The 22,227-nt window shown below is 64.1% G+C and carries 22 protein-coding genes; 5 read left to right on the forward strand and 17 right to left on the reverse strand.

From position 1 onward, the window contains the following. Positions 1-20: 20 nt before the first annotated feature. The 5 genes from ACH196_RS01510 to ACH196_RS01530 all read right to left on the reverse strand — a co-directional run bounded on the left by ACH196_RS01510 (position 21) and on the right by ACH196_RS01530 (position 7,420). On the reverse strand, positions 21-2,147 hold the full coding sequence (locus ACH196_RS01510; RefSeq protein ID WP_396644292.1) for a DUF3857 domain-containing transglutaminase family protein: 2,127 nt from the start codon (positions 2,145-2,147) through the stop codon (positions 21-23). 103 nt (positions 2,148-2,250) lie between these two features. Next, entirely contained in the window at positions 2,251-3,024 is a 774-nt protein-coding gene (locus ACH196_RS01515) for an SDR family NAD(P)-dependent oxidoreductase (protein WP_396644294.1), read from the reverse strand. 119 nt (positions 3,025-3,143) lie between these two features. Then, positions 3,144-4,796 (reverse strand): FAD-binding dehydrogenase, encoded by a 1,653-nt coding sequence (locus ACH196_RS01520; protein ID WP_396644296.1) that lies wholly within the window; start codon positions 4,794-4,796, stop codon positions 3,144-3,146. Between the two features lie 71 nt (positions 4,797-4,867). After that, the gene (locus ACH196_RS01525) at positions 4,868-5,887 is read right to left on the reverse strand and encodes a 2-dehydropantoate 2-reductase (protein WP_396644298.1); all 1,020 of its coding nucleotides are present in this window, start codon (positions 5,885-5,887) and stop codon (positions 4,868-4,870) included. 48 nt (positions 5,888-5,935) lie between these two features. Beyond that, on the reverse strand, positions 5,936-7,420 hold the full coding sequence (locus ACH196_RS01530) for a carboxypeptidase M32 (RefSeq protein ID WP_396644300.1): 1,485 nt from the start codon (positions 7,418-7,420) through the stop codon (positions 5,936-5,938). A gap of 137 nt (positions 7,421-7,557) precedes the next feature. Here ACH196_RS01530 and ACH196_RS01535 point away from each other — a divergent pair, with 137 nt between their 5' ends. Further along, positions 7,558-7,911 carry a DUF1304 domain-containing protein gene (locus ACH196_RS01535; protein ID WP_396644301.1) on the forward strand — a complete coding sequence of 118 codons (354 nt, stop codon included), beginning with the start codon at positions 7,558-7,560 and terminating at the stop codon, positions 7,909-7,911. Between the two features lie 65 nt (positions 7,912-7,976). Here the strand turns inward: ACH196_RS01535 and ACH196_RS01540 are convergent, their stop codons facing one another. Together ACH196_RS01540 and ACH196_RS01545 are read right to left on the reverse strand one after the other, a co-directional pair. Further along, a complete protein-coding gene (locus tag ACH196_RS01540) occupies positions 7,977-8,450 on the reverse strand; it encodes a hypothetical protein (RefSeq protein ID WP_396644302.1) in 474 nt (157 codons plus the stop codon). 478 nt (positions 8,451-8,928) lie between these two features. Further along, the gene (locus tag ACH196_RS01545; protein WP_396644303.1) at positions 8,929-9,435 is read right to left on the reverse strand and encodes a hypothetical protein; all 507 of its coding nucleotides are present in this window, start codon (positions 9,433-9,435) and stop codon (positions 8,929-8,931) included. Between ACH196_RS01545 and ACH196_RS01550 the strand changes: the two genes are divergently transcribed. After that, complete coding sequence (locus ACH196_RS01550; RefSeq protein WP_396644305.1) at positions 9,434-9,703, forward strand: hypothetical protein; 270 nt, start codon at positions 9,434-9,436, stop codon at positions 9,701-9,703. The two genes, ACH196_RS01545 and ACH196_RS01550, sit on opposite strands and share 2 nt — an antisense overlap. Here the strand turns inward: ACH196_RS01550 and ACH196_RS01555 are convergent. From ACH196_RS01555 to ACH196_RS01580, 6 genes are all read right to left on the reverse strand, one after another. Further along, positions 9,700-10,731, reverse strand: coding sequence for a peptidoglycan -binding protein (locus ACH196_RS01555; RefSeq protein ID WP_396644307.1), 1,032 nt, complete (start codon positions 10,729-10,731; stop codon positions 9,700-9,702). The genes ACH196_RS01550 and ACH196_RS01555 overlap by 4 nt on opposite strands. Position 10,732: 1 nt before the next feature. Then, positions 10,733-11,752, reverse strand: a complete 1,020-nt coding sequence (locus ACH196_RS01560; RefSeq protein WP_396644309.1) for a MotA/TolQ/ExbB proton channel family protein — start codon at positions 11,750-11,752, stop codon at positions 10,733-10,735. A gap of 118 nt (positions 11,753-11,870) precedes the next feature. Further along, the gene (locus ACH196_RS01565; protein WP_396644311.1) at positions 11,871-12,551 is read right to left on the reverse strand and encodes a hemolysin III family protein; all 681 of its coding nucleotides are present in this window, start codon (positions 12,549-12,551) and stop codon (positions 11,871-11,873) included. Between the two features lie 91 nt (positions 12,552-12,642). Beyond that, complete coding sequence (locus tag ACH196_RS01570) at positions 12,643-13,443, reverse strand: inositol monophosphatase family protein (protein WP_396644313.1); 801 nt, start codon at positions 13,441-13,443, stop codon at positions 12,643-12,645. 40 nt (positions 13,444-13,483) lie between these two features. After that, positions 13,484-14,050: an elongation factor P gene (efp, locus tag ACH196_RS01575; protein ID WP_396644315.1), complete on the reverse strand. Its 567-nt coding sequence runs from the start codon at positions 14,048-14,050 to the stop codon at positions 13,484-13,486. Between the two features lie 380 nt (positions 14,051-14,430). Next, on the reverse strand, positions 14,431-15,612 hold the full coding sequence (locus ACH196_RS01580; RefSeq protein WP_396644317.1) for an MFS transporter: 1,182 nt from the start codon (positions 15,610-15,612) through the stop codon (positions 14,431-14,433). A 254-nt stretch (positions 15,613-15,866) separates the two neighbouring features. Here ACH196_RS01580 and ACH196_RS01585 point away from each other — a divergent pair, with 254 nt between their 5' ends. Next, the gene (locus tag ACH196_RS01585; protein WP_396644319.1) at positions 15,867-16,787 is read left to right on the forward strand and encodes a C39 family peptidase; all 921 of its coding nucleotides are present in this window, start codon (positions 15,867-15,869) and stop codon (positions 16,785-16,787) included. 152 nt (positions 16,788-16,939) lie between these two features. Here ACH196_RS01585 and ACH196_RS01590 read toward each other — a convergent pair whose 3' ends face one another. The 3 genes from ACH196_RS01590 to ACH196_RS01600 form a co-directional block, all read right to left on the reverse strand. After that, positions 16,940-18,379: an ammonium transporter gene (locus ACH196_RS01590; RefSeq protein WP_396644321.1), complete on the reverse strand. Its 1,440-nt coding sequence runs from the start codon at positions 18,377-18,379 to the stop codon at positions 16,940-16,942. Between the two features lie 29 nt (positions 18,380-18,408). Continuing rightward, positions 18,409-18,747 (reverse strand): P-II family nitrogen regulator, encoded by a 339-nt coding sequence (locus tag ACH196_RS01595; protein WP_349006392.1) that lies wholly within the window; start codon positions 18,745-18,747, stop codon positions 18,409-18,411. A 219-nt stretch (positions 18,748-18,966) separates the two neighbouring features. Further along, positions 18,967-19,842, reverse strand: coding sequence for an acyl-CoA thioesterase (locus ACH196_RS01600; protein ID WP_396644322.1), 876 nt, complete (start codon positions 19,840-19,842; stop codon positions 18,967-18,969). Positions 19,843-19,952: 110 nt separating this feature from the next. Between ACH196_RS01600 and ACH196_RS01605 the strand changes: the two genes are divergently transcribed. Continuing rightward, positions 19,953-21,209 (forward strand): ubiquinone biosynthesis hydroxylase, encoded by a 1,257-nt coding sequence (locus ACH196_RS01605; protein ID WP_396644324.1) that lies wholly within the window; start codon positions 19,953-19,955, stop codon positions 21,207-21,209. Positions 21,210-21,220: 11 nt separating this feature from the next. On the opposite strand, the gene ACH196_RS01610 is transcribed toward ACH196_RS01605, so the two are convergent. Beyond that, on the reverse strand, positions 21,221-21,598 hold the full coding sequence (locus ACH196_RS01610; protein WP_396644326.1) for a YciI family protein: 378 nt from the start codon (positions 21,596-21,598) through the stop codon (positions 21,221-21,223). Positions 21,599-21,746: 148 nt separating this feature from the next. Between ACH196_RS01610 and ACH196_RS01615 the strand changes: the two genes are divergently transcribed. After that, the gene (locus ACH196_RS01615) at positions 21,747-22,205 is read left to right on the forward strand and encodes a YbaK/EbsC family protein (RefSeq protein WP_396644328.1); all 459 of its coding nucleotides are present in this window, start codon (positions 21,747-21,749) and stop codon (positions 22,203-22,205) included. Positions 22,206-22,227 lie beyond the last annotated feature (22 nt).

Raw genomic sequence — 22,227 nt, forward strand, 5'->3', positions numbered from 1 at the left:
CTTTCGTTGACGCCACCAGCTCAGGAGATACCTGCATTTCGACGGCGCGCAAGCAGCAGCCGAACCTGCTGTACCATCACGAACGAAAGTACCAGAAGCACCATTGCCGCAAATGCGACCACGGTCGTCGACGCTTCCGGCGATGTATCCTTTTGTCCAGCGACAGGATCGACGTAGCTGAAGTCATAGGTCAACCACATGCTTCTTTTCATTTCCTCCACCGTCTTCAGATAATCGGCCACCTCGGTGGCCGGCACCTGATCGGCGGGAGTCTTCAGCGTCCAACTGATCTCGAATTCGGACGGGGTGCTCGACCAGTTGGTTCTGAGTTCCGCATAAGGTTTCAGGATGTCGATAAGGCCGGCTGGGCCGCTGAACCTGGCTCGAAGATTGGTTACGGTTGCGCGGTGCCGCTTGTAGACCGACCGGCCGACATAGACCGGCGCCGTCCTGCCGACGGCGCTTGGCGTCGGAAAATTCTCAACGCCGAGATCCGCCTTCAGTTCGAAAGCGCTCGCCAGCTTTTCCTTATCGAGCGCCGCGGCCGGCAATTGATAGGCCTCGGTGACGATCACGACATTGCGGTCGCGGTCGTCACTGCTGATGGCCGGCCTGTCGCTGGTCATTCCGGCATACTGGCGGTTGTAATATTCGAGATAGGTGTCGCTGAGCTTCGATATCGACTCGCTCGCCAGCCGGTAGCGCATCGTATCCGCATCGCGGTCGCGGTAGGTTGTCGTCACTGCAAGCGTCAGTGGAGCACCGGGCGTCTTCGGGAATTCGAAACGCTCGTCGATGAATGTCGTGGGCTCGGGATAGATCTGGCGTTCGATCTTCTCCATTGATGCGCCGGACGGAACCATCGGAAGGGCAAAGCCGAAATCCGGGGAAACCATATCCTGTGCGCGGCCACCTTGCAGGTAGTTGGTCGCGTCAAGCCAGTAGACCTTGCCGCCGATGACGGCCTTGACGATGACGTGGTCGAAGGCGCCGAGAGCCGGCAAGGCGTCGCCGAGAGCATAACCCCTGTCGATGTCGGTCAGAGCCGGGTAAGCCTCGATGCCTAGCCTCTTCAGACTGGAGGCCAGCAGAAGGGCCTTGTCCTTGCAGTCGCCAAAACCGCTGGCGACCACGGTCGCAGGATCGCGCGGAATGTAGGAGCCAGCGCCCATCGAGAGGCTGACATAACGAATCTCGTCCTGGACGAGGCGTGTCGCCTCGACCAGGCGGTCTTCCGCCGTGGGGAACCGCTTCGCAATATCATCGATCTTTGCAGCAAAGTCTGAGGGCAGGTCCTCCGCCGTCTGGTAATGCGGCAGCACCGCGTCGACGATATCCTGCCAGTTCATCGTCGAGGTCAGCTCGACATATCCATAGTCCAGCCGGTCGGGGGGCAGGTTGTCCTGGCGCTTTGCCGGATTCGGATTGTGGAACTCCCAGGAATACACAGTATCAGAGCCGTTTGTGGCTGTCGGCGAAGCCGCGTAAGCCCTCACGCCTCGGACGTGAAGCGGCATCGACGTGGGCCATATGAGCTTCTCCCTCAACAGGGCGACAGGCTCGTACCACTGGACAGCGATCCTGTCATAAAGCAGGCCCTTTCCGACGATGGGTGTGCGCTCGACGGTCTTGGCGATGTCGATGATGTCGCCGACGCGGACCTCGCCGATGTCGGCGTAAGCGCTTAGGCGGCCGTCGAATATGCCTCGCTCGGCGTCCTTCTCCCGGCGGAACACATCGAATTTCGTCTGCGGCAACCGATCGAGGACCACACCGTCACGGATGATATGGAGGCGATTCACCGTGATCCTGTGGATCGCCGGATCGAACTCGAAGTTTATGGCCGCCCCGGATTCAAGGCCGGACCGATCGACGATTTTGTAGGCCGTGCGATCAAAAGACGTAAAACCATCGGGCCGATGCTTGATCTGGTAATCGGAAAGGAGTTGCGAAAGACCGTTCTGGATCTGGTTTTCACGGGACGGGTCGGGGGCCGGCAACTCGACATATTCAGCCCAGCTTTCGGCATCGCCCGTTGCAACCGTACTCTCAGCCCAAGCTGACCACGAAGCCGTGACAAGGACAAGTATTGCGAGGATGCGGCACATCACTGTTGTGCAGCTCGGAAAATGGTCTAGCTGCCGCATGCCGTGTTTGCCTTGCAACTCTACTTTAGCGCTAACTCCTGCCAGTACTGTCGATCAGGGCAATACGCAATATCCCTTTTCTGGACGAAATAGAATGCCGTCTTCAGCGCGACGTCCAGCCGCCATCGATGATCAGGGTCTGACCGGTGATCAGCGAGGCGGCCGGTGAGGCCAGGAAGGCGACCGCGCCCGAGACTTCCGCCGGCCGGCCGATCCGGTGGAGGGCGGCGATGCGCTCGATCACGTCGGCCTTGAACTCGGGATTGCCCAGCGCCTCGGAGGTGCCGTCGGTCTCGATGAAGGTCGGCGCGACGGCGTTGACGGTGATGCCGTGCTTGCCCCATTCGACCGCCATGCATTTGGTCATGTGGGCGATCGCGGCTTTGGACAGGCAGTAGATGGCTTCGCCGGGCAGCGCGATGAAACCGGCTTGCGAACTCATGTTGACGATGGCGCCACCCTTACCGCGCGCCATCATCTTCTTGGCGACGTGCTGGGCGATGAAGAAGCTTGCCTTGACATTGTAGGCGACGGTCCAGTCGAATTCTTCTTCGGAAAAATTCTCGACCGGCCCTTCCGTGCCGCCGCCTGCATTGTTGACGAGGATGTCGACGCCGCCGAAGTGATTTATCGCCTCATCGACGGCTGCATAGGACTGCTTCAGGTCCAGAACGTCCATCTGAAGGGACAGTGCTTCGCGGCCGAGCGCCCTGACATCGGCGGCGGTGCCGCCATCCTGGTTGCGGTCGCGCAGGCCAAGGGCGATGTTGGCGCCGGACTGCGCCAGCGCCAAGCAGATCGCCCGACCGAGGCCACGCCCGGCGCCGGTGACCAGCGCGGTTTTTCCCGTCAGATCGAAACTCGGCAGTTCACTCATCGATTTCCCTCCCATGGTCCTGAGCCCTCTGACGGGCTCTTTGTTTTTGCCAGCGCAATCCCCGGCGCTCGCCGACTACTATGACCGCCGGAGCGGTGGCGTGCTACGCAAAATGCGTGTCAGTGGGCAGCCGCTCGCCCGGCGTTGCGTCCCGAAAAGATGCAGCCCCCGAGGAACGTGCCCTCCAGCGCATTATAGCCGTGATAGCCGCCGCCACCGAAGCCGGCTGCTTCGCCGGCGGCGTAAAGGCCGGGGATCGGCACGCCGGCCGCGTCCAGCACCTGCCCGTCGAGGTTGGTGTGGATACCGCCCAGCGTCTTGCGCGTTAAAATGTTGAGGCGCACCGCGATCAGCGGGCCGTTGGCCGGGTCGAGGATTTTGTGCGGTTTTGCAGTGCGGATAAGCCTGTCGCCGAGATAGCAGCGGGCGCCGTTTATGGCGATCACCTGCGCGTCTTTCGAGAACGGATTGTCGACCTCGCGGTCGCGCGCCTCGATCTGCGTTCTCAGTCGTTCGACGTCGAGAAGAGTGGAGCCGGCAAGCCGGTTCATGCCGGCGACGAGGTCAGCGGGATTGTTCGCGACGACGAAATCCTTGCCCTTGGTCTTGAACGCCTCGATTGGCGGCGGCGCCCCCATGCCACGCCGGCTGCGCAGCACGTTGAGCCAGCTTTTCGAGGTCAGGTCCGGGTTCTGCTCGGAGCCGGAGAGGGCGAATTCCTTCTTGATGATCTTTTGCGTCAGCACGAACCAGGAGTAGTCGTGGCCCGTAGAGAGAATGCGCTTCAGCGTCGACAGCGTGTCGAAGCCAGGCAGGCAGGGCGCCTCCAGTCGCTCGCCGAGCGCGTCGAACCACAACGAGGACGGGCCGGGCAGGATGCGGATGCCGTGGTTCGGCCAGATCGGCGCCCAGTTGCGCAGGCCCTCGGTGTAGTGCCACATGCGGTCGGCGTTGATCACGGTCGCGCCCGCTTCCTGCGCGATGCCGATCATCCGGCCGTCGACATGATGAGGAACGCCAGAGACCATGGAGCGCGGCGGCTCGCCCAGCCGTTCGCGCGGCCAGTTTTTTCGCACCAGATCGAAATCGCCGCCGATGCCGCCGGAGGTGACCAGCACTGCGCCGGCGGTGAACTCGAATTCGCCCACCACCGTTCGGCCGGACTTTTGGCCGCGCTCGACCATAGAGGGTTCGAGCACCTCGCCGGCGATGCCGGTGACGGTATCGCCGGTCTTGACGATGAGGCTGGCGCGGTGGCGGAATTTGAGCGCGATCCGCCCCTTGGTGGCGTGGTCGCGCACGCGCCGTATGAACGGTTCCAGCACGCCGGGGCCGGTACCCCAGGTCAGATGGAATCGCGGCACCGAATTGCCGTGGCCATGTGCCTGGCCGCCGCCGCGCTCCGCCCAGCCGACGACCGGAAACCAGCGCATGCCTTGCGCGTGAAGCCAGGGGCGCATCTCGCCGGCGGCGAAATCGACGAAGGCCTCGGCTGCATGGCGGGGCCAAAAATCCTCGGGGCGGTCGAACTGTGCGGAGCCGAGCCAGTCCTGGAGCGCGAGGTCACGGCTGTCGCGGATGCGCATGCGCCGCTGCTCGGGGCTGTCGACGAAGAACAGCCCACCGAGAGACCAGAACGCCTGGCCTCCGAGCGAATTCTCGCCTTCCTGGTCGAGGACGATGACACGCTTGCCGGCATCCGCCAGTTCGGCTGCGGCAACCAGCCCGGCCAATCCCGCCCCGACGATGATGGCATCGGCTTTTTCTGCCATCTCTCCTCCCGTTTCGGAGTATGCCGATATCCAAGCGGAATCTCGGACTGACCCCATGCCGACTGTACCGGCTAGCGGGCGGAACGCAATTGCGCGAGCAGGTCGGGACCGCTCCAGCGGCGGCGGTTGCCGCTCTCCGCGTTATGCACCAGTTCGACCAGTTTCCGGTTGGCCGGTGCCGGCACGCCGTTCTTTTCGGCAAGGCGGACGACTTCGCCGTTCAGCCAATCGACATCGGTCTTGCGGCCGGCGTCGAGCGCGTCGATCATCGAGGAGCGGGCGGCCGGATCGACCTCCAATACGCTGCCGGCGAGGCGCAGGAACAACCAGTCGGGCAGGCCGAGCAGCCAGGGCACCAGCGCGGGCGGCAACGAGGTCAGCTTTGCCGGGCGGATGCCGGCGGCCTTCATCGCCGCCAGCGCCTCGCGCTGCGCCATCGCCAGGCATTGGCGGTAGGCGCGCTGCGATAGTTCCTCACGCAAGGTCAGGCCCGACAGGCCGCTGACGGCGTTGTTGAGATTGAGCAGAAGCTTTCCCCATTGCACGGGACGAAAATCCGCATGCTGGGTGAGCGGCAGCCCGGCCTTTTCGAAAGCCGGCAGATACGGGGAGAGCGTTGGGCTTGCCTCGACGTCCAGCGCGCCTTGGGTCGCCTGCTTGAAGGTGGGACCCGGAAGCTGCACGACATTGAACGGCACCATGCCCGCCAACACCGTTCGTCCCGGCAGTGCCTCGCGCAAAATCTCCTCGTTGCCGATGCCGTTCTGGAAGCTGATGACAATCGCCTGGGGCGGCGCGTGTTCGGCCAATATGGCGGCAGTCGAAGCCGTGTCTCCTGCCTTGACGGTAACCAAGGCCAGAGCGGCATCGGCAAGTGCCTGTGGATCGGTGCGATAGTCGACGGAGCCCGGCTCCAGCCGGAAATCGACGCCAAGATGGTCGGCGATCCCGAGGCCGCCTTTGGCGATGGCCTCGCCGAAACGCTCGCGGCCGATGAAACGCACGTTTGCTCCGGCCGCCGCCAGACGGCCGCCAATGTAGCAGCCGATGCTGCCCGCGCCGAACACTGAGATCGTCGGCGAAGTTTTCATCTCTTGCGCCTCCTTCGCCAGTCTCCGCCTCGCCGCTTGCGGGAAATCTCAGCCGGCGTAGCGGGCCTTCAGATGGTCGATGAAATAGGCGGCGTTCAGTCTTTCGCCCGTCGCCCGCTGCAGCAGGTCCGGCGTCGACCACCGGGAGCCCTGCGACCAGATCTTTTCGCGCCGCCAGTCGTTGATCGCTTCGAATCTGCCCTCGGCGATGTCCTCGTCGAACGCGGGATGGTCGCGCCGGAGGGCCGCCGCCTGCTGGGCCGCGAACATCGCGCCCAGCGTATAGGACGGGAAATAGCCGAAGGCGCCGCCCGGCCAATGCACGTCCTGCATCGGTCCGTCCTGGAAATTGTCGAGCGTAGAGAGCCCGAGATAGTCGCGCATCTTGGCGTCCCAAGCCTCCGGGATGTCGGCGGCCTCGATACGCCCGGCGATCAGGTCCTGCTCCAGTTCGAAACGCAGGATGACATGCAGCGGATAGGTGACTTCGTCGGCTTCGACGCGGATCAGACCGCGCTCGACATGCAGGACATGGGCGAGGATGTCGGGCACGTTCCAGTCTTCGCCGAGATGCCGCTCGACGATCGGCAGCGCCCAGCGCCAGAAGGCGGGATTTCGCGCGAGCTGCATCTCGACGAACAGGCTCTGGCTCTCGTGCATGGCCATGCCGCGCGCCTTGCCGAGCGGCCAATGCGACCACTGCTTCGGCAGGTTCTGCTCGTAGAGCGCATGGCCGGTCTCGTGCAGGACGCCCATCAGGGCCGAAAGGAAGTCCGACGTCTTGTAGCGCGTGGTGATGCGCACGTCGCTCGGCACGCCGCCGCAGAACGGATGGTGCGACACCGACAGGCTGCCATGGGTCAGGTCGAAGCCGACCGCCGTCATCATGGCGAGGCCTAGCTCGCGCTGCTTGTCCTGCGCATAGGGTCCGGAGAGCGGCCGCATTGGCGTTTTGGCAAGCCGTTCCTCCTGCGCGGCAAGCGCCTTCGGCACGAAATCCCGCAGGAAGGTCTTCAGCTCTTCAAAGATCGGCGCGATCTCCGCCGCCCGGTTGCCAGGGTCATACTGCTCCATCAGCGCGTCGTAGGGATCGATCCCCAGCGCGCCGGCGCGCAACGCCGCTTCCTCGCGGGCCAGATCGACGATGCCGGCAAGCGCCGGCAGGAAGCCGCTCCAATCGTTCTTGGCGCGTAGGTCGCGCCACAATTGCTCGGCGCGAAGCCGCGCCTTCGTCTGCCGCTCGACGAACTCGGCAGGTAGGCACGTCAGGTTTGTATATTGCCGCCGGAATTCGACGAGCGCGGCACGCTGCTCGTCGTTCAAGGATTCGCCTTCGGCAGCGGCAATCCAGTCGGCGATTTCCGGGGCGGTCGCCTGCCGGTGATACATGCCGGCCAGCGTGGAAAGCGCCTCGGCGCGTTTCTCGCCGCCGCCGACCGCCATGTGCGTCGCCTCGTCGGCGCCGAGGATTGCCAGCGCATGTTCCAGCGCCTCCAGCTTGCGACCCGTCTCGTCGAGTTTGGCGAAGGACATGCTTGCTCCTGCTTTGGTCCGGGGAAGGGACACGAACTCGGCTGCGACCGCAAGCCCTCGCTTAACTTCCGGTCGGGCCTTGCGGAAGCGATTGCGAACGGCAAGATGGAGGCCTGCACAGGAGCGGGGAGGCAACGATGCTCGCCAGCATTTTGATCGCGGTGGTGGCGCTGTTCCACCTCGCTTTCATGTATCTGGAAATGGTCGCCTGGGGCCAGCCGCTCGGCCGAAAAGTGTTCGGCACGTCGCCGGAATTCGCGACGGCATCCAAGGCGCTGGCCGCCAACCAGGGTCTTTACAACGGTTTTCTCGTTGCCGGGCTGGTCTGGGGGCTGGCGCTCGGCGAAAGCGGCTTTTCGGTAAAGGTGTTTTTCCTCGCCTGCGTGATCGTCGCCGGGGTGTTCGGTGCAGCGACCGTGTCGCGGCGCATCCTCTATGTCCAGGCGGCTCCAGCCGTGATGGCGCTCATCTGCCTGTATGCAGGCCTGTGAAATCAGATCGGCCGCCGGTGGATGCCGGCGGCCGATGAATCCGGCTTGAAGTGGAGGCTAGGCGGTCAGGTCGTCACGGCGTGATGAATTTCCCGGTTCAGCCTGTCGATGCGGTTCTGGAAGGCGACAAAACTTGCCTTCGGCAGGGCGCCGCGATGGTTGGCGGCAGTCCGCTGGACATCAAGACGGATATCGTGCGAACGGGCACGCAACATCCGGTATTCGGCCGCCGTCAGGTAACCGCGTCCATGGTCGACGGTCATCCGGTGATTGGCTTCGCCGAGCCGGCGGTCGATATGGGCGAGCCGGGGCCGGAACACCTCACGCTGCATGGCGACGTGCGCCGACTTCGGCGTGGCGTGCGTTGGCGCAGTAATCGCTCCGGTGGTCATGGCGTCGGGCTTGACGGGCTGCGCCTGATACGCGGCGTTGGCCGCCGGCGTGCCGGGCGCTGTGGGCGATGCCGCCGCGTAGGCGCCGGCCAGGGAGGTCGAGACGAGAACGGCGGCAAGAGCCGCCCTGAGGGTTTGGGAACGCATGGTGCGTCTCCTGTCAGAACGCGAAGGAGTGATCCCGCGCGGATACGGCTGTCCGGTCCCGTCGCGTCGCAACGCCTTCCAGGTCGGGCGCGGCCAACGGGAGGTGTCGGCCGCGTCGATCGGGATGTCCGGCGTCACCGGCAGTTCCCAGCCACGACGGGAAGCTACGCCCAGGTCGACGCGATCGGCAAATTACAAAATGATAATCTTTCGAATGGCTTGATGAGAATGGACGGTGCCATAGGTATCGCCGACATCCGGTGTTCCCTTGGCATCGCCTGAGGTCAAACCCGGCACAGGATTTGGCCGGCGCGCCGATGGCGACCGTGACATTTCATCGTCGCGGTCATGTCTTCATATCAAACAGAGCAGGCCTCGTAGTCTCGTCCGGCCCGGGACAAATGCAGCCCCCAAGGCATGGTCGGCCGCCGGCTCTTGCCGGCAGCCGATATTTTTCGATCAGAAGACTGGCTGGTTGTCAGGTGGTCGCGTCGTGGCGGATCGTCCGGTCGAGCATGGCGACACGATGTTGAAGGACGTCGTAGCTTGCCGTCGGCAGCGCGCCGTCATGACGCTCCGCAACCTGCTGGGCTTCCATACGGATGTTGTGCGAACGGGCGCGTAGCGCGTGATACTCCACCACCGTCAGATAACCGCGCTCGCGATCGACGCCGATCCGATGATTGGCGGCGACGAGTTCACGATCGATATGCGCGATCCTCGGGCGGAACTCCTCGTGCCGGACTGCCACCCGTGCCGCCCTCGGGGCTATCTGCACAGCCTGGGCCGGCATGGCGATGGAGGCGGTGGCCATACTGTCGATGTCCGCCGGCTGGTTGTCATGGCCTGCCCAGGCCTCCGACTGAAGCGTGTTCATCCTGGGCGCGCGGGGATCCAATCCGACTGCGGACGCAGCGTAAGCACCGGCAAGGGAAGTCGAGACGAGAATGGCTGCGAGGGTGGATCTTGTGACGAAGGAACGCATGATGCTCCTCCTCTTGCAACGCGAAGATTTCTTCGCGGGAGCGGCTGTCCGGTCCTGTCGCGTCGCGACGCTTTTCCGGGTCAGCATGGTCGCGGAGGAAAGCGTCGACCGTGCCGATCGGGATCTCCGGCATCGCCGGCAGTTCCCAGCCGCAGCGGAAGGCTACGCCCGGTTGAAGGCGTTTCGCAAATTACAAAATGATAATCTTGCAAAAGCCTTGACGGAAATGGATCGCGCCGCAGGTAACGGCGATGTCGGCGTTCCCTAACGTTCCGTCAGCTTCAGTTCGATGCGGCGGTTGCGGTTGCGCGCCTCGTCGGTTTCGGCGGGGTCGAGCGGCTGGTACTCGCCAAAACCGGCGGCGACGAGGCGGTTGGCGGGCACGCCGTTGGCGATCAGGAATTTCACCACCGAGGTTGCGCGCGCCGAAGAAAGCTCCCAATTGTCACGATAGCGCCCGGTGCCGGAAAGCGGCCGGTTGTCGGTGTGGCCATCGACGCGCAGCACCCAGTTGATCTCCGGCGGGATCTCCTTCTGCAATTCGATCAAGGCCTGCGCCAGCTTCGCCATCTCGACGCGCCCAGCCTCGTTGATCTCATCCGAACCAACCGGAAACAGCACTTCCGACTGGAAGACGAAACGGTCGCCGACGATACGGATATTTTCGCGATCGGAAAGGATTTCGCGCAGCCGGCCGAAGAAGTCGGAACGGTAGCGGTTCAGTTCCTGCACGCGCTGGGCCAGCGCGACGTTCAGCCGACGCCCGAGATCGGCGATCTTGGTGTTGGATTCGCGGTCGCGCGCCTCGGAAACGTTGAGTGCATCCTCCAATGCGCCGATCTGCTTGCGCAGCGCCGAAATCTGCTGGTTGAGCAACTCGACCTGGCTCAGCGCCTGCTGGCTGATCTGGCGCTGCGAATCGAGTTCACCGGAAAGCGTGCCGATGCGCTGGTCGGCCGCGGCACCCGCGCCCGCGCCGCGATCGAGCAGTTGCTGGAGTCGCGTGCGTTCGGTCTCGGCGGCCTGCAGCGACGCCTGAAGGTTGACGAGTTGGTCCTCGGCGTCCTGAGTATTGGATTTCTCGAGGGCCAGAAGCTGGGTCAATTCGTTAATCTGCGAGTTGAGGCGGGTCAGCACCTCGTCCTTGCCGGAGATTTCGCGAGACAGCAGGAACTGCGCCAGCACGAAGACCGACAGCAGGAACATGATGGCGAGCAGCAGGGTCGACAGGGCGTCGACGAAACCCGGCCAGTAGTCGATGCGGCGGTCGTTGCGGCGCCCCCGGGCCAGCGCCATGTCAGTTCATCTCCCGCTTCTTCAGCGCCTCGGCTATTCTGTCGAGCGTGGTGCGCAGCGCCTTCTGCTCCTGCGACTGCGCTTCCACCCAGTCGCGCATGATCTGCTGTTCGCTGCGCATGTTCTTGACGAGGCCCGAAATGCCGTCGGCAAGGTTGGCCATGGCGGTGGCGACGCGCGGGTTGGAGCCGCCATTCTCCTGAAGCGCGCGCAGCCGCTCGCCGAGCACTTTCAACTCGTCGGCGGCGCCGGCGCGCGCCAGATCGGAAGGAACGGCGGCGTCGGATGACAGATCGGTCACCGACGACAGCCAGTTCTCCAGTTCGGTGTAGAAACGCGTCTGCGCCCGGCCGGCCTGCAGGTCGAGGAAACCGAGGATGAGCGATCCGGAAAGGCCGAATAGTGATGAGGAGAACGCCGTTCCCATGCCGGCCAGTGGCGCCGACAGTCCGGCCTTCAGCGAATCCAGAACGGCCGCTGTGTCGCCCGATCCCGCATCGAGTGACTGGATGGTCTCGCCGATCGAACCGATGGTGGCGAGCAGACCCCAGAATGTGCCGAGCAGGCCGAGGAAGACGAGCAGTCCGACCAGATAACGCGATACGTCGCGGCTCTCGTCGAGGCGGGTGGCGATCGAATCCAGCATGGTGCGCATCGAATTCGTCGACAGCGCCATGGCCGAGGAGCGGCCGAGCATCGCCTTCATCGGCGCCAGCAGCACCGGCTCGTTGGTTTCCGAGCCGGCGCGGAAGGAGTTCACCCAGCGCACTTCGCGAAACAGCCGCGTCACCTGCCCGAAAGCGAGCAGGATGCCGACCAGCAGCACGCCGGCGATAAGACCGTTTAGGCCCGGATTGGTGGAGAAGGCGGAGGTGATCTGCCGCGTCAGGATCGCGGCGATGAAGGCGACGATGGCCAGGAAGATCAGCATCGAGAGCAGGAAGACCTGCGGGCTCGACAGCTTGTACGGATCATAGACGCCGGTGGCCTCGCCCCCGCCGATGTTTTTCAAGAACGACATTCGCGCCCCGAATCCGTGCCGGTATTTTCCATGCCGGGGACTCTAAGCGAAAATGTGACGAAAATGAAAGGCGCGTGGTCGTGCAATGCGTTGTGACGAGAGGCTTTGCGCTTTGTGGTTAAGCCCGGCCGATCACCAGGCAATCCATCATCGCCGCCAGATGCAGCCCTGCTCCCGCGACCACGAAACCGTGCCAAGCCGCCGACTGGAATTTCAGCCGCTGCCAGACGAAGAAGACCACGCCGCAGGAATAGGCAACGCCGCCGGCGACGATCAGCCAGATCGTCGTCTCGGACAAGGTGGCGACCAGCGTGCGCGCCACAACCACGCCGCTCCAGCCGATGGCGAGATAGAACACCACCGACAGGCGGTCGAAGCGGCCGGGCAGAAAAATCTTGATCGCCATGCCGGCCGCGGCTGCGCCCCAGACCAGCGCGGCCATGCAGCCGGCCAGTGCCGGGTCGTCGAGTTGCGCCAGGAAGGGCGTGTAGGTGCCGGCAATCAGCAGATAGATCGCCGCATGGTCGAGGCGGCGCAGTTTCCATTTCACGGGCGAGACCGGCCACAGATTGTAGGCGAAGGAGATCGACATCAGCGTCAGCAGCGAGGCGACATAGAGAAGCGTCGCGACATATTCCCAAGGGCCTGTGTGGAAGGCGGCGAAAGCGAGCAGGATGGAGCCGGCGGAAATCGCCAGCACGAGGCCGACGGCATGTACGACGCCGTCGGCGATCAGCTCCGCCCTGGAATAGGCAAAGCGTCCGCGAAACGGGATGTCGATACCGGAAAGGTTGTTCATCGCCGTCGTGCCCTCAAGGAGCCCGATATCAACATTGCGGGCGGCAGGCTGGCAAGCGGCGGATGGTCGCGCCCCGACCCCGGCCAGTCACTCAGCGCGCGCTGACGGGCTTCTTGATCGTCTTCAACAGCGCCTTGTGGATCGCCTCGTTGCCGGCGACGATCGAGCCGTTTTCGAGCATGCCTTGTCCACCCTCGCTATCGGAGACGAAGCCGCCCGCCTCGCGGATCAGCAGCATGCCGGCGGCGATGTCCCAGGGGTGTAGCGGGTCTTCCCAGAAACCATCGAAACGCCCGGCGGCGACATAGGCGAGGTCGAGCGAGGCGGCGCCGAGGCGGCGGATGCCCGAGACTTCGCCCATGACGTTGCGCAGTTCGACCAGGTAATTTCCGTGGCCGGTCATGCCGAGATGCGGAACGCCGGTGCCGATCACCGCGTCCGACAGTTTTGTGCGCGCCGCGACGCGCAGGCGGCGGTCGTTGAGGAAGGCGCCGCCGCCCCGCTCGGCTGTGTAGAGTTCGTCCATGGCCGGATTGTAGATGACGCCGGCGACGAGCTGGCCCTGGCGCTCCAGCGCGATGGAGACGGCGAAGATCGGCAGGCCGTGCAGGAAGTTGGTCGTGCCGTCGAGCGGATCGACGATCCAGCGGTGCTGGTCGTCCTCGCCGGCGACCGCGCCGCGCTCCTCCATCAGAAAACCGTAGCCGGGGCGCGCCTTCGACAGTTCGGCAAAGACGATCTCTTCCGCCTTGCGGTCGGCCTGGCTGACATAGTCGCCCGGGCCTTTCAGCGAGACCTGCAGGTTCTGCACCTCGCCGAAGTCGCGCGACAGCGAGCGGCCGGCCTTCATTGCGGCCTGGACCATGACGTTGAGGAGTGCGGAGCGTGCCATTTCTAATTTTCCCGGAATATTCCGATGCCGCTTCCGGCGCTCAGTCGGCGCGGCGCAGGTAAGTGATCTCGTTGGTGTCGACCAAAATGCGCTCGCCGGCTTCGATGAAGGGCGGGACCAGGACACGGATGCCGTTTTCCAGCACCGCCGGCTTGTATGACGATGCGGCCGTCTGGCCCTTCACCACCGGGTCGGCCTCGGTGATTTCGAGTACCACCTGGTCGGGCAGCGAAATGCCGATCGGCGTCTCCTCATAGAGCCTGACGGTGACCATCATGCCGTCCTGCAGGAAGGCGGCGCGGTCGCCGACGAAATCCTTCTGCAACTCGAGCTGCTCGTAGCTTTCGGTGTCCATGAACACCAGCGCGTCGCCCTGCTCATAGAGGAACGAAAAATCCTTCATCTCGAGCTGGACCTGCTCGACCGTCTCGGCCGAGCGGAAACGCTCATTGAGTTTCGTGCCGTTGATGAGGTTCTTCAGCTCGACTTGGTTGTAGGCGCCGCCCTTGCCGGGCTTCACCGTATTGGTCTTCACCGCCACCCACAGGCCGCCCTGGTGCTCGATGACGCTGCCCGGACGGATTTCGTTGCCGTTGATCTTGGCCATTCTTGTTGTTCCGGAAGGAGGGATTTCGCCGAACGGGCGGTTTTGGCGCCTCCAGACCATAAATTGGCCCGCGAGGCAAGGGAATGGTCTTATCAGCGGTGGCGGGGTTTGGTTTGGTGGGCGGCCTGCGCGACCATCTGCTATCTACCAACGGCTCGGTGTGCACGATGGCCGGCAACCATCGGCGCAAGAATCATCGGCAATTATGGCGACAACATTCTGCGCGACGGCCAAGCCGGCGGCGGCCCGCTATGCCAGCAAGTTTGGCTGCGACGCCCCAGCGATAAGCGGGCTGAGTCATCACCGCTCCGGTCCCTGCGACAGTCGCGGCGCCAGGCCCAGAAGCACGATGCGGGGGGTGCGGATCAGGAGTGCCGAAGCTACTCCCCCGGCTTGCCGTGATCGAAATCGGCGGTGTGCACCAGGCGGCCCATCAGGAACACAACGACCAGAAGGCCCGACAGCGCCACGAAGATCATCGAGAAACCGCCGGTGTGCTCTGCCGTGAAGCCGATCGCAGAGGGCGCCAGCAGGATGCCGGAATAGCCCATCGTCGTCACCACGCTCATGCCTGTGGTCGAGGCCATGCCCGGCTGGTTGCCGCCAGCGGAAAAGATGATCGGCACGACATTGGCGATGCCGATGCCGGCCAACGCGAACGCGGCGATGACAAGCCAGGGATGCGACGATAGGCCGGCGATCAGCATGCCGGCGGCGGCGATCAGGCTAGATATGCGCAGCGTGTTGACAGCGCCGAAGCGGTTGCGCACGGCGTCGCCCAGGAAACGCATGAGTGCCATGGCGCCGGCGAACAGGCCGAAGGCGAAGCCCGCGGTAGCGAGATCGGCGCCGCGTTCCTGCTGGAGATAGAGTGCGGCCCAGTCGAGCACCGCGCCTTCCGGGATCATCGAAAACAGCGCCATCAGGCCAACGAGATAGACGGTCGGCGATTTCGGCAAGGAGAATTTGTGATGCTCGTGCGTGGCCGGCGCCTTGTCGGCAATGACATGGCGGTAGCAAAGCGCTAGCACCACGAGGGCGATAAGCGTCACACCGATGGCGTGGGTAAGGTGGCCATAATTCTGGATGATCAGCCCGCCGGCGCCGCCGCCGAAGAAGCCGCCGAGGCTCCAGAAGGCGTGTGACGACGACATGATGGCGCGCGACATGTAGCGCTCGACCGCCACCGCGTTGGCGTTCATGGCGACATCCATGCCGCCGATCAGCCCGCCAAACAGGAACATGGCGATGGCCGCCAGCGGCACGTTGGGCGCCAGCGCCACACCGAGCAGGCCGAAGGCCGCGACAATGCCAAAGCCGCGCACCACCTTCTGCGACCCGTGACGCGACATGAGGTAGCCCGACCACGGCATGGCGGTGACCGCGCCGACGCCGAACAGCAGGATGAGCAGGCCGAGTGTGAACTCGCTGATGCCGAGCCGGGTCAGGAAGACAGGGATTTGCGGCGCCCAGCTTCCCGACAGGAAGCCGTTCATAAAGAACAGCGCTGCGACCGCCCATCGGTGACGCTGGCCGGTCCGGACCATGTTGGTGGCGTCCATGGCGATCCCTTCCGGCCATTTCCAAGCGGACGCGCAAATTAGATCGATTCAAAATCAAGTCAAGGAGCGGTCTGGAGCCGGGCCGAGAAACAATTGGGCCACGGCAGCCGGGCCGGTTCCGACGTCATTACGATTGACAAATGCTGCGCCGCAGCGTCGAATAACGAAAAAGGTCCGCCTGCGACGAATGGCGCGCGGAGTGCTTTCAGCACCGATTTCCAGTGACTCCGGGGCGTTTTCTCTCAGGAGGCATCATGGCCAATTTCAAACTTTTCGAGATCGACCAGGACATCTCGTCCTTCGACCTCCCGCTCAACCGTACCGTCAAGCTCAGGCAATGGGGCGGCGACGGCAAGAACAACCAACTCGACGTGGCGCTCAACTCCTCGACTACGGACATCGAAGTCAACGTGCTGCCCGACAAGACGGCGGCCGCCTCCACCATCTTCACCGCACTCGGCCGGAAGAAAGGCGCGACCGCCAATGTTTCCGCCTACCTGAAGGATTCCAAACGCACGCAGACCTATAGCGAGGACCTGAAGCTGAGAGTGATGGGCGAGCCCAAGAAGCATACCGGCTACGACGTCGACATGCTGTCCGACCTCGCGATCAAGGGGAACGGCAAGCAGATCTGGGACTACAGCCGCGTCATCAACGGCCCGTCGACGAATGCCCATATGCTTTCGCAGAACACCGAAAAAGGTAAATTCAATTGCGGCGACGTGGCCGCCGGCTACGGCAAGAAGCTGTTCGCGAAAGAGGCCTACACGCCGTACTACACTTACTATCTGCCGCCGACCAGCGACAAGATGGCCGACCTGCGCTTCGATGAGAAGGCGATGCGCAAGCGGGTCGCCCGCATCAAGGGGCTTGTCGACGACAACATTCCGGTCCGCTTGTGGATGATCCACGCGGACGGCTTCAAGAAGGTGATCCAGGGCGACTGGCGGTCGCATTTCCTCACCGTCATAGGCTACTCGGCGACGCGGTTCCTCTATATCGACCCGTGGCCGACCGGCTCGATCCTGAAATACGAGGGTGGCATGTACGACCCGACCGACGTGGCCTTCCTGGGCGAACTCGAATTCGACATGAGCAGCCTGGCGAACGGCATTCGCTCGCCGTCGGGTTTCAAGGGAGCGCACAACTACACGGTGATCGCCGGCCCGAACTGATGCCGACTCCCGCCAGGTGAAGCTGCCCCCGTTCGAGAAGTGTTCGGCGGGAAAAAAGAACCCGGCCGGAGCCGGGTTGAGGTCCGGGAGGCGACTATTGCCTCCCGACGGGATGGAGGTTGGCGGCGCAGGCGAATCCCGCACCGGAACGATTACGAGTGGTAGGCCACTTCGCCATGCGCGGTGAGGTCGAGGCCTTCGCGCTCGGCATCGGGCGTTGCCCGCAGCCCGACGATCAGATCGACGATCTTGTAGAGGATCGCGCTGCCGATGCCGGACCAGAGCAGCGTGACGACGACGCCCTTGAGCTGCGCCCAGACCTGGGTGGCGGTTCCGGCGTAGCCGGCGGCGAAGTCGGCGGTCGAGTAATCGACGATGCCGGCGCCGCCGAGGGCGGGGTTGACCAGGATGCCGGTGCCCAGCGCGCCGACGATGCCGCCGATGCAATGGATGCCGAACACATCGAGGCTATCGTCATAGTCGAACCTGTTCTTGACGACGGCGACGAAGAAATAGCAGATGCAGGTGGCGACCGCGCCCAGAACGATGGCGCCCATCGGACCGGCGAAACCCGCGGCCGGGGTGACGGCGACCAGGCCGGTCACCGCGCCCGAGGCGGCGCCGAGCATGGAAGCCTTGCCGCGCAGCGCGCGTTCCAGAATGATCCAGGCCACGGCCGCCGCCGCGGTGGCAACGAAGGTGTTGATCATCGCCAGGACCGCATAGGCATTGGCCTCGAGGTTCGAGCCGGCATTGAAGCCGAACCAGCCGACCCACAGCAGCGAAGCGCCGACCATCGTCAGCGTCATCGAGTGCGGCGCCATGACGTCCTTCTTGTAGCCGATGCGCTTGCCAATCATGATGGCGCCGACGAAACCGGCGATGCCGGCATTGATGTGAACCACGGTGCCGCCGGCGAAGTCGATGGCGCCGAAGCTGAAGATCAGGCCCGACGGGTCGGAATAGGCGCTCGGGCCGCCCCAGAACCAGACCATGTGGGCGATCGGGAAATAGACGAAAGTGACCCACAGGATGGAGAACAGGATCACTGCCGAGAATTTCACCCGCTCGGCGAAGGCGCCAACGATCAGCGCCGGCGTGATGGCCGCGAAGGTCATCTGGAAGACCACGAACACCAGTTCGGGGATGGCGACGCCCTTGGTGAAGGTTTCGGAGACGGTCGTCACGTCGACGCCCGCCAGGAACATTTTCGAGAAGCCGCCGATGAAAGCGTTGCCGGGGGTGAAGGCCAGGCTGTAGCCGTAGACGACCCAGACGATCATCACCACCGCGGTGATGGTGAACACCTGCATCAGCACCGACAGCATGTTCTTGGCGCGGACCAGGCCGCCATAGAACAGCGCCAGGCCGGGGATGGTCATCAAGAGCACGAGCACGGTCGAAACCATCATCCAGGTCGTATCGCCCTTGTCGATCGTGAATGCCGGGGCCGCGGGAGCGGCGGCTGCCGCGTCGGTCGCAGCAGGGGCCGCTTCCTGCGCGAAGGCGGCGAGCGTGCCCAGCGCGCAGAGCGCTGCCGCGGTCGCAAGGGTGGTGCGCGCCACCGGCGCTATTTTTTTCAGAAAGGTCATTGATATCTCCATGATGCCTGGTGGCGTGCTTACAGCGCGTCGGTGTCGGTCTCGCCGGTGCGGATGCGCACGGCCTGTTCGATCGCGTAGACGAAGACCTTGCCGTCGCCGATCTGGCCGGTCTTGGCGGCCGACGAAATGGCCTCCACGGCCTTGTCGACCATGTCCGAACCGACGGCGACCTCGATCTTGATCTTCGGCAGGAAGCTCACCGCATATTCCGCGCCGCGGTAGATTTCCGTATGACCCTTTTGACGCCCGTAGCCTTTGACTTCGGTGACGGTCAGGCCCTGTATGCCGACGGCGGTGAGCGCTTCGCGCACCTCGTCGAGCTTAAACGGCTTGATGATAGCCATCACGATTTTCATAAGGTTTCACCCTCTGCTTTGCGGGTCCCCCGCGTTTCGTGCCTCGGCCGGTTGCCGCAGGGCAGCCGATGAGTGCAAAGGGCAATTCAAACTGCGTGCCAGTTGCCAAGGCACGCGTTAACCTTTTGGAATCGAACGGTATTGCGCGCTTGACGAGCGCCAGCCTTCGCAGGCGCGACACAACACTTGCTCACCAATTAGGCAAATTTCAAAAATTGCCTATTCGGCAGGCGCCTTTCGCAGGCGGATGAGGCCTTCCTGTGCCACCGAAGCGATCAATCTGCCGCCACGCGAATAAAGGGCGCCGCGCGTGAACCCGCGGGCGCCCCCCGCCGAGGGGCTGTCCTGCGTATAAAGTAGCCATCCGTCGAGCGGATCCTCGCGATGGAACCACATGGCATGGTCGAGGCTCGCCGCCTGCAGGTCGCGGTCGAAGACGGCGCGGCCGTGCGCGAAGGTCGAGGTGTCGAGCAGCGTCATGTCGGAGAGGTAGGCGAGGATGGCGGAGCGCACCGCCCGGTCGGCGGGCACTGGGCCGGTCGTGCGGATCCAGATGTGCTGCGTCGGCGGCAGTTTTTCCCGGCTGGTATAATGTTCGAGGATGACCGGCCGGATCTCCAGCGGCCGCTCGCGCGCCCAGTAACGCCGCACGCCTTCCGGCACGGCGTCGCCATAGTCGCGCAGGATCTCGACCGGCGTCTTGAGCGTTTCAGGGCCGGGAACGTCTGCCGGCATCGGCATCTGGTGATCGAGGCCATCCTCATCGACCTGGAAGGAGGCCTCGAGCGAGAATATCGTCTCGCCGTGCTGGATCGCCGCGACACGCCGTGTCGTGAAGGAGCCGCCGTCGCGGGTGCGCTCGACCTCGTAGACGACGGGCGCGGCAGTGTCGCCGGGGCGGATGAAATAGCCGTGCAGCGAATGAACGTGGCGCTCGGCCTCCACCGTGCGCCGGGCGGCCACCAGCGCCTGCGCGATGGTCTGCCCGCCGAACACGCGCTGCCAGCTCTCCTTCGGGCTGCGACCCCGATAGAGGTTGTGTTCGAGCTTCTCCAGGTCGAGAATGGAGAGAAGCTCCTGCATGGCGGACGACATCGGCGTCTCCGGAACGGATTTCTGGCCACCGGGTTGCACCGGGAGCGGCGGACAAGTCAAGCGGCGATGGATCGCTCCAGCGATCGTGCCGGAACTGGAAGGAGGCGACAATGCCTGGCAAGAGAACGGACGAGACGCCGGCCCTCGACATTCTTGTGGCGGGCGCGGGTTATGTCGGTCTGGCTGTCGCCGTCTCGATCCGCCAGGCGCGGCCCAATCTTTCGGTCGCCGTCGTCGATGCTGCACCCTCCGGCGCATGGGAACGCGATGGCCGCGCCTCAGCGATTGCCGCCGCCGCCTGCCGCATGCTGGGGCAGCTCGGCTGCTGGGACGAGATCGCTGAGAAGGCGCAGCCCATCACCGACATGATTGTCACCGATTCGCGCACCAGCGACCCGGTGCGCCCGGTATTTTTGACCTTCGGCGGCGATGCCGGCACGGGCGAGCCCTTCGCCCACATGATCTCCAACAAGGTGCTGAACGGCAGCCTGCGCCGCCGCGCCGCCGAACTCGGCATCGACATCATCGAGGGCGTGGCGGTCGCGGGATTCGAGACCGGCGCCGGCAAGGCGCTGGTGCATCTGGCCGACGGCGTTACGCTGCGCACCCGCCTGCTCGTCGCCGCCGACGGGGTGAAGTCAAAACTGCGCGACATGGCTGGTATCAAGACCGTGCATTGGGACTACGGCCAGTCCGGCATCGTCTGCACGGTGGCACACGAGCGCCCGCATGGCGGTCGCGCCGAAGAGCATTTCCTGCCGGCCGGCCCCTTCGCGATCCTGCCGCTGCCGCCCGGCGATGATGGCGGCAACCGCTCGTCGATCGTCTGGACCGAACGCACCGCCGACGCCGAGCGGCTGATCGCCTCCGACGAACTGCTTTTCGAAACCGAACTGGAGCTGCGCTTCGGCTTGAAGCTCGGCGAGATCCGTGTCGAGGGCAAACCGCGCGCCTGGCCGCTCGGCCTTACGCTGGCGCGCGATTTCGTGAAACCGCGTTTCGCGCTCGCCGGCGACGCCGCGCACGGCATCCACCCGATCGCCGGCCAAGGCCTCAATCTCGGTTTCAAGGATGCTGCGGCCCTTGCCGAGACAGTGGTCGACGCCGACCGCCTCGGCCAGGATATTGGCGCGCTCGATGTGCTGGAGCGCTATCAGCAATGGCGGCGCTTCGACACGGTGCAGATGGGCATCACCACCGACGTGCTGAACCGTCTGTTCTCCAACGACTTCGCGCCGCTGCGGGCCGTGCGCGACATCGGCCTCGGCCTTGTCGACCGCATGCCGCGGCTGAAGGATTATTTCATCCGCCAGGCATCCGGGCTGACCGGCGGCACGCCGAGGCTTTTGGCCGGCGAGGCTATCTGACCGGAAGCGCTCTACGTCTTCGGCTGCTCCAGGTCGGGATCGCCGTGGAAGGAGAGGCCGCGCACCTCGATGAAACCCGTCTTGGCCATAGGGCATATGGTGGCCAGATCGACGGCCTCATCCATGCTTTCGGCTTCGACCAGGATGAAACCGATCAGTTGCTCCTTGGTCTCGGCGAACGGCCCATCCATGACATGGCGTTTTTTCGCGCGTATCCGGACCGTCCTGGCGCTGTGCGGCAGTTTCAGGGGCCGCGCCATGACGATCTTGCCCTCTTTCCCCAGCCTCTCGTCAAAGGCTCGCGCGTCGCGCTGCATCGTCTCGATCTCGGATGCCGACATGCGCTGGAAGACTTTTTCGTCATGATAAATCAGGCAGATATATTGCATTTTCTTCTCCGTCTCGGGGGCCATACATGCCGCATGGAAAGGACGTCCGGAGGATGGGACGACCGACATTTCTGCCTCAGGATAGTTCTATCCGCCAAATCCGCACGGGTGCATTGTCATGCATCGCCCCAATCGATAAGCCTGCCGCATGTCTCTTTCTTCCGTCCGCGCCTTCTTCGCCGAAAACGCCCCCGACATCGAAGTCATCGTCACCGCGCAAAGCTCGGCTACGGTGCAGCTTGCGGCGGAGGCGCATGGCGTCGAGCCGGCGCAGATCGCCAAGACGATCTGCCTGCGCGTCGGCGATCAGATCATGCTGATCGTTGCCGGCGGGCTGGCGCGGCTGGACAACCGGAAATTCAAGGACCGGTTCGGCGGCAAGCCGCGCATGCTGGACGCCGAGGAGGTCGTGGCCATGACAAGCCATCCGGTCGGCGGCGTCTGTCCGTTCGGGTTGCCGTCGCCGCTGCCGGTCTATTGCGATACCTCGCTCAAAAACTTCGGCGAGGTGGTGCCGGCGGCCGGCGCCACCAACGCGGCCGTGCGGCTGCCACCGGAGCGCATGGCCGCGCTGGTCAACGCCGCATGGGTGGATGTCTGCCAGTAGCGGCCGGCGCGGAAAATTTCTC

Origin of the sequence: Mesorhizobium sp. IMUNJ 23232, from assembly GCF_044326205.1 — a bacterium.
GTDB lineage: Bacteria > Pseudomonadota > Alphaproteobacteria > Rhizobiales > Rhizobiaceae > Kumtagia.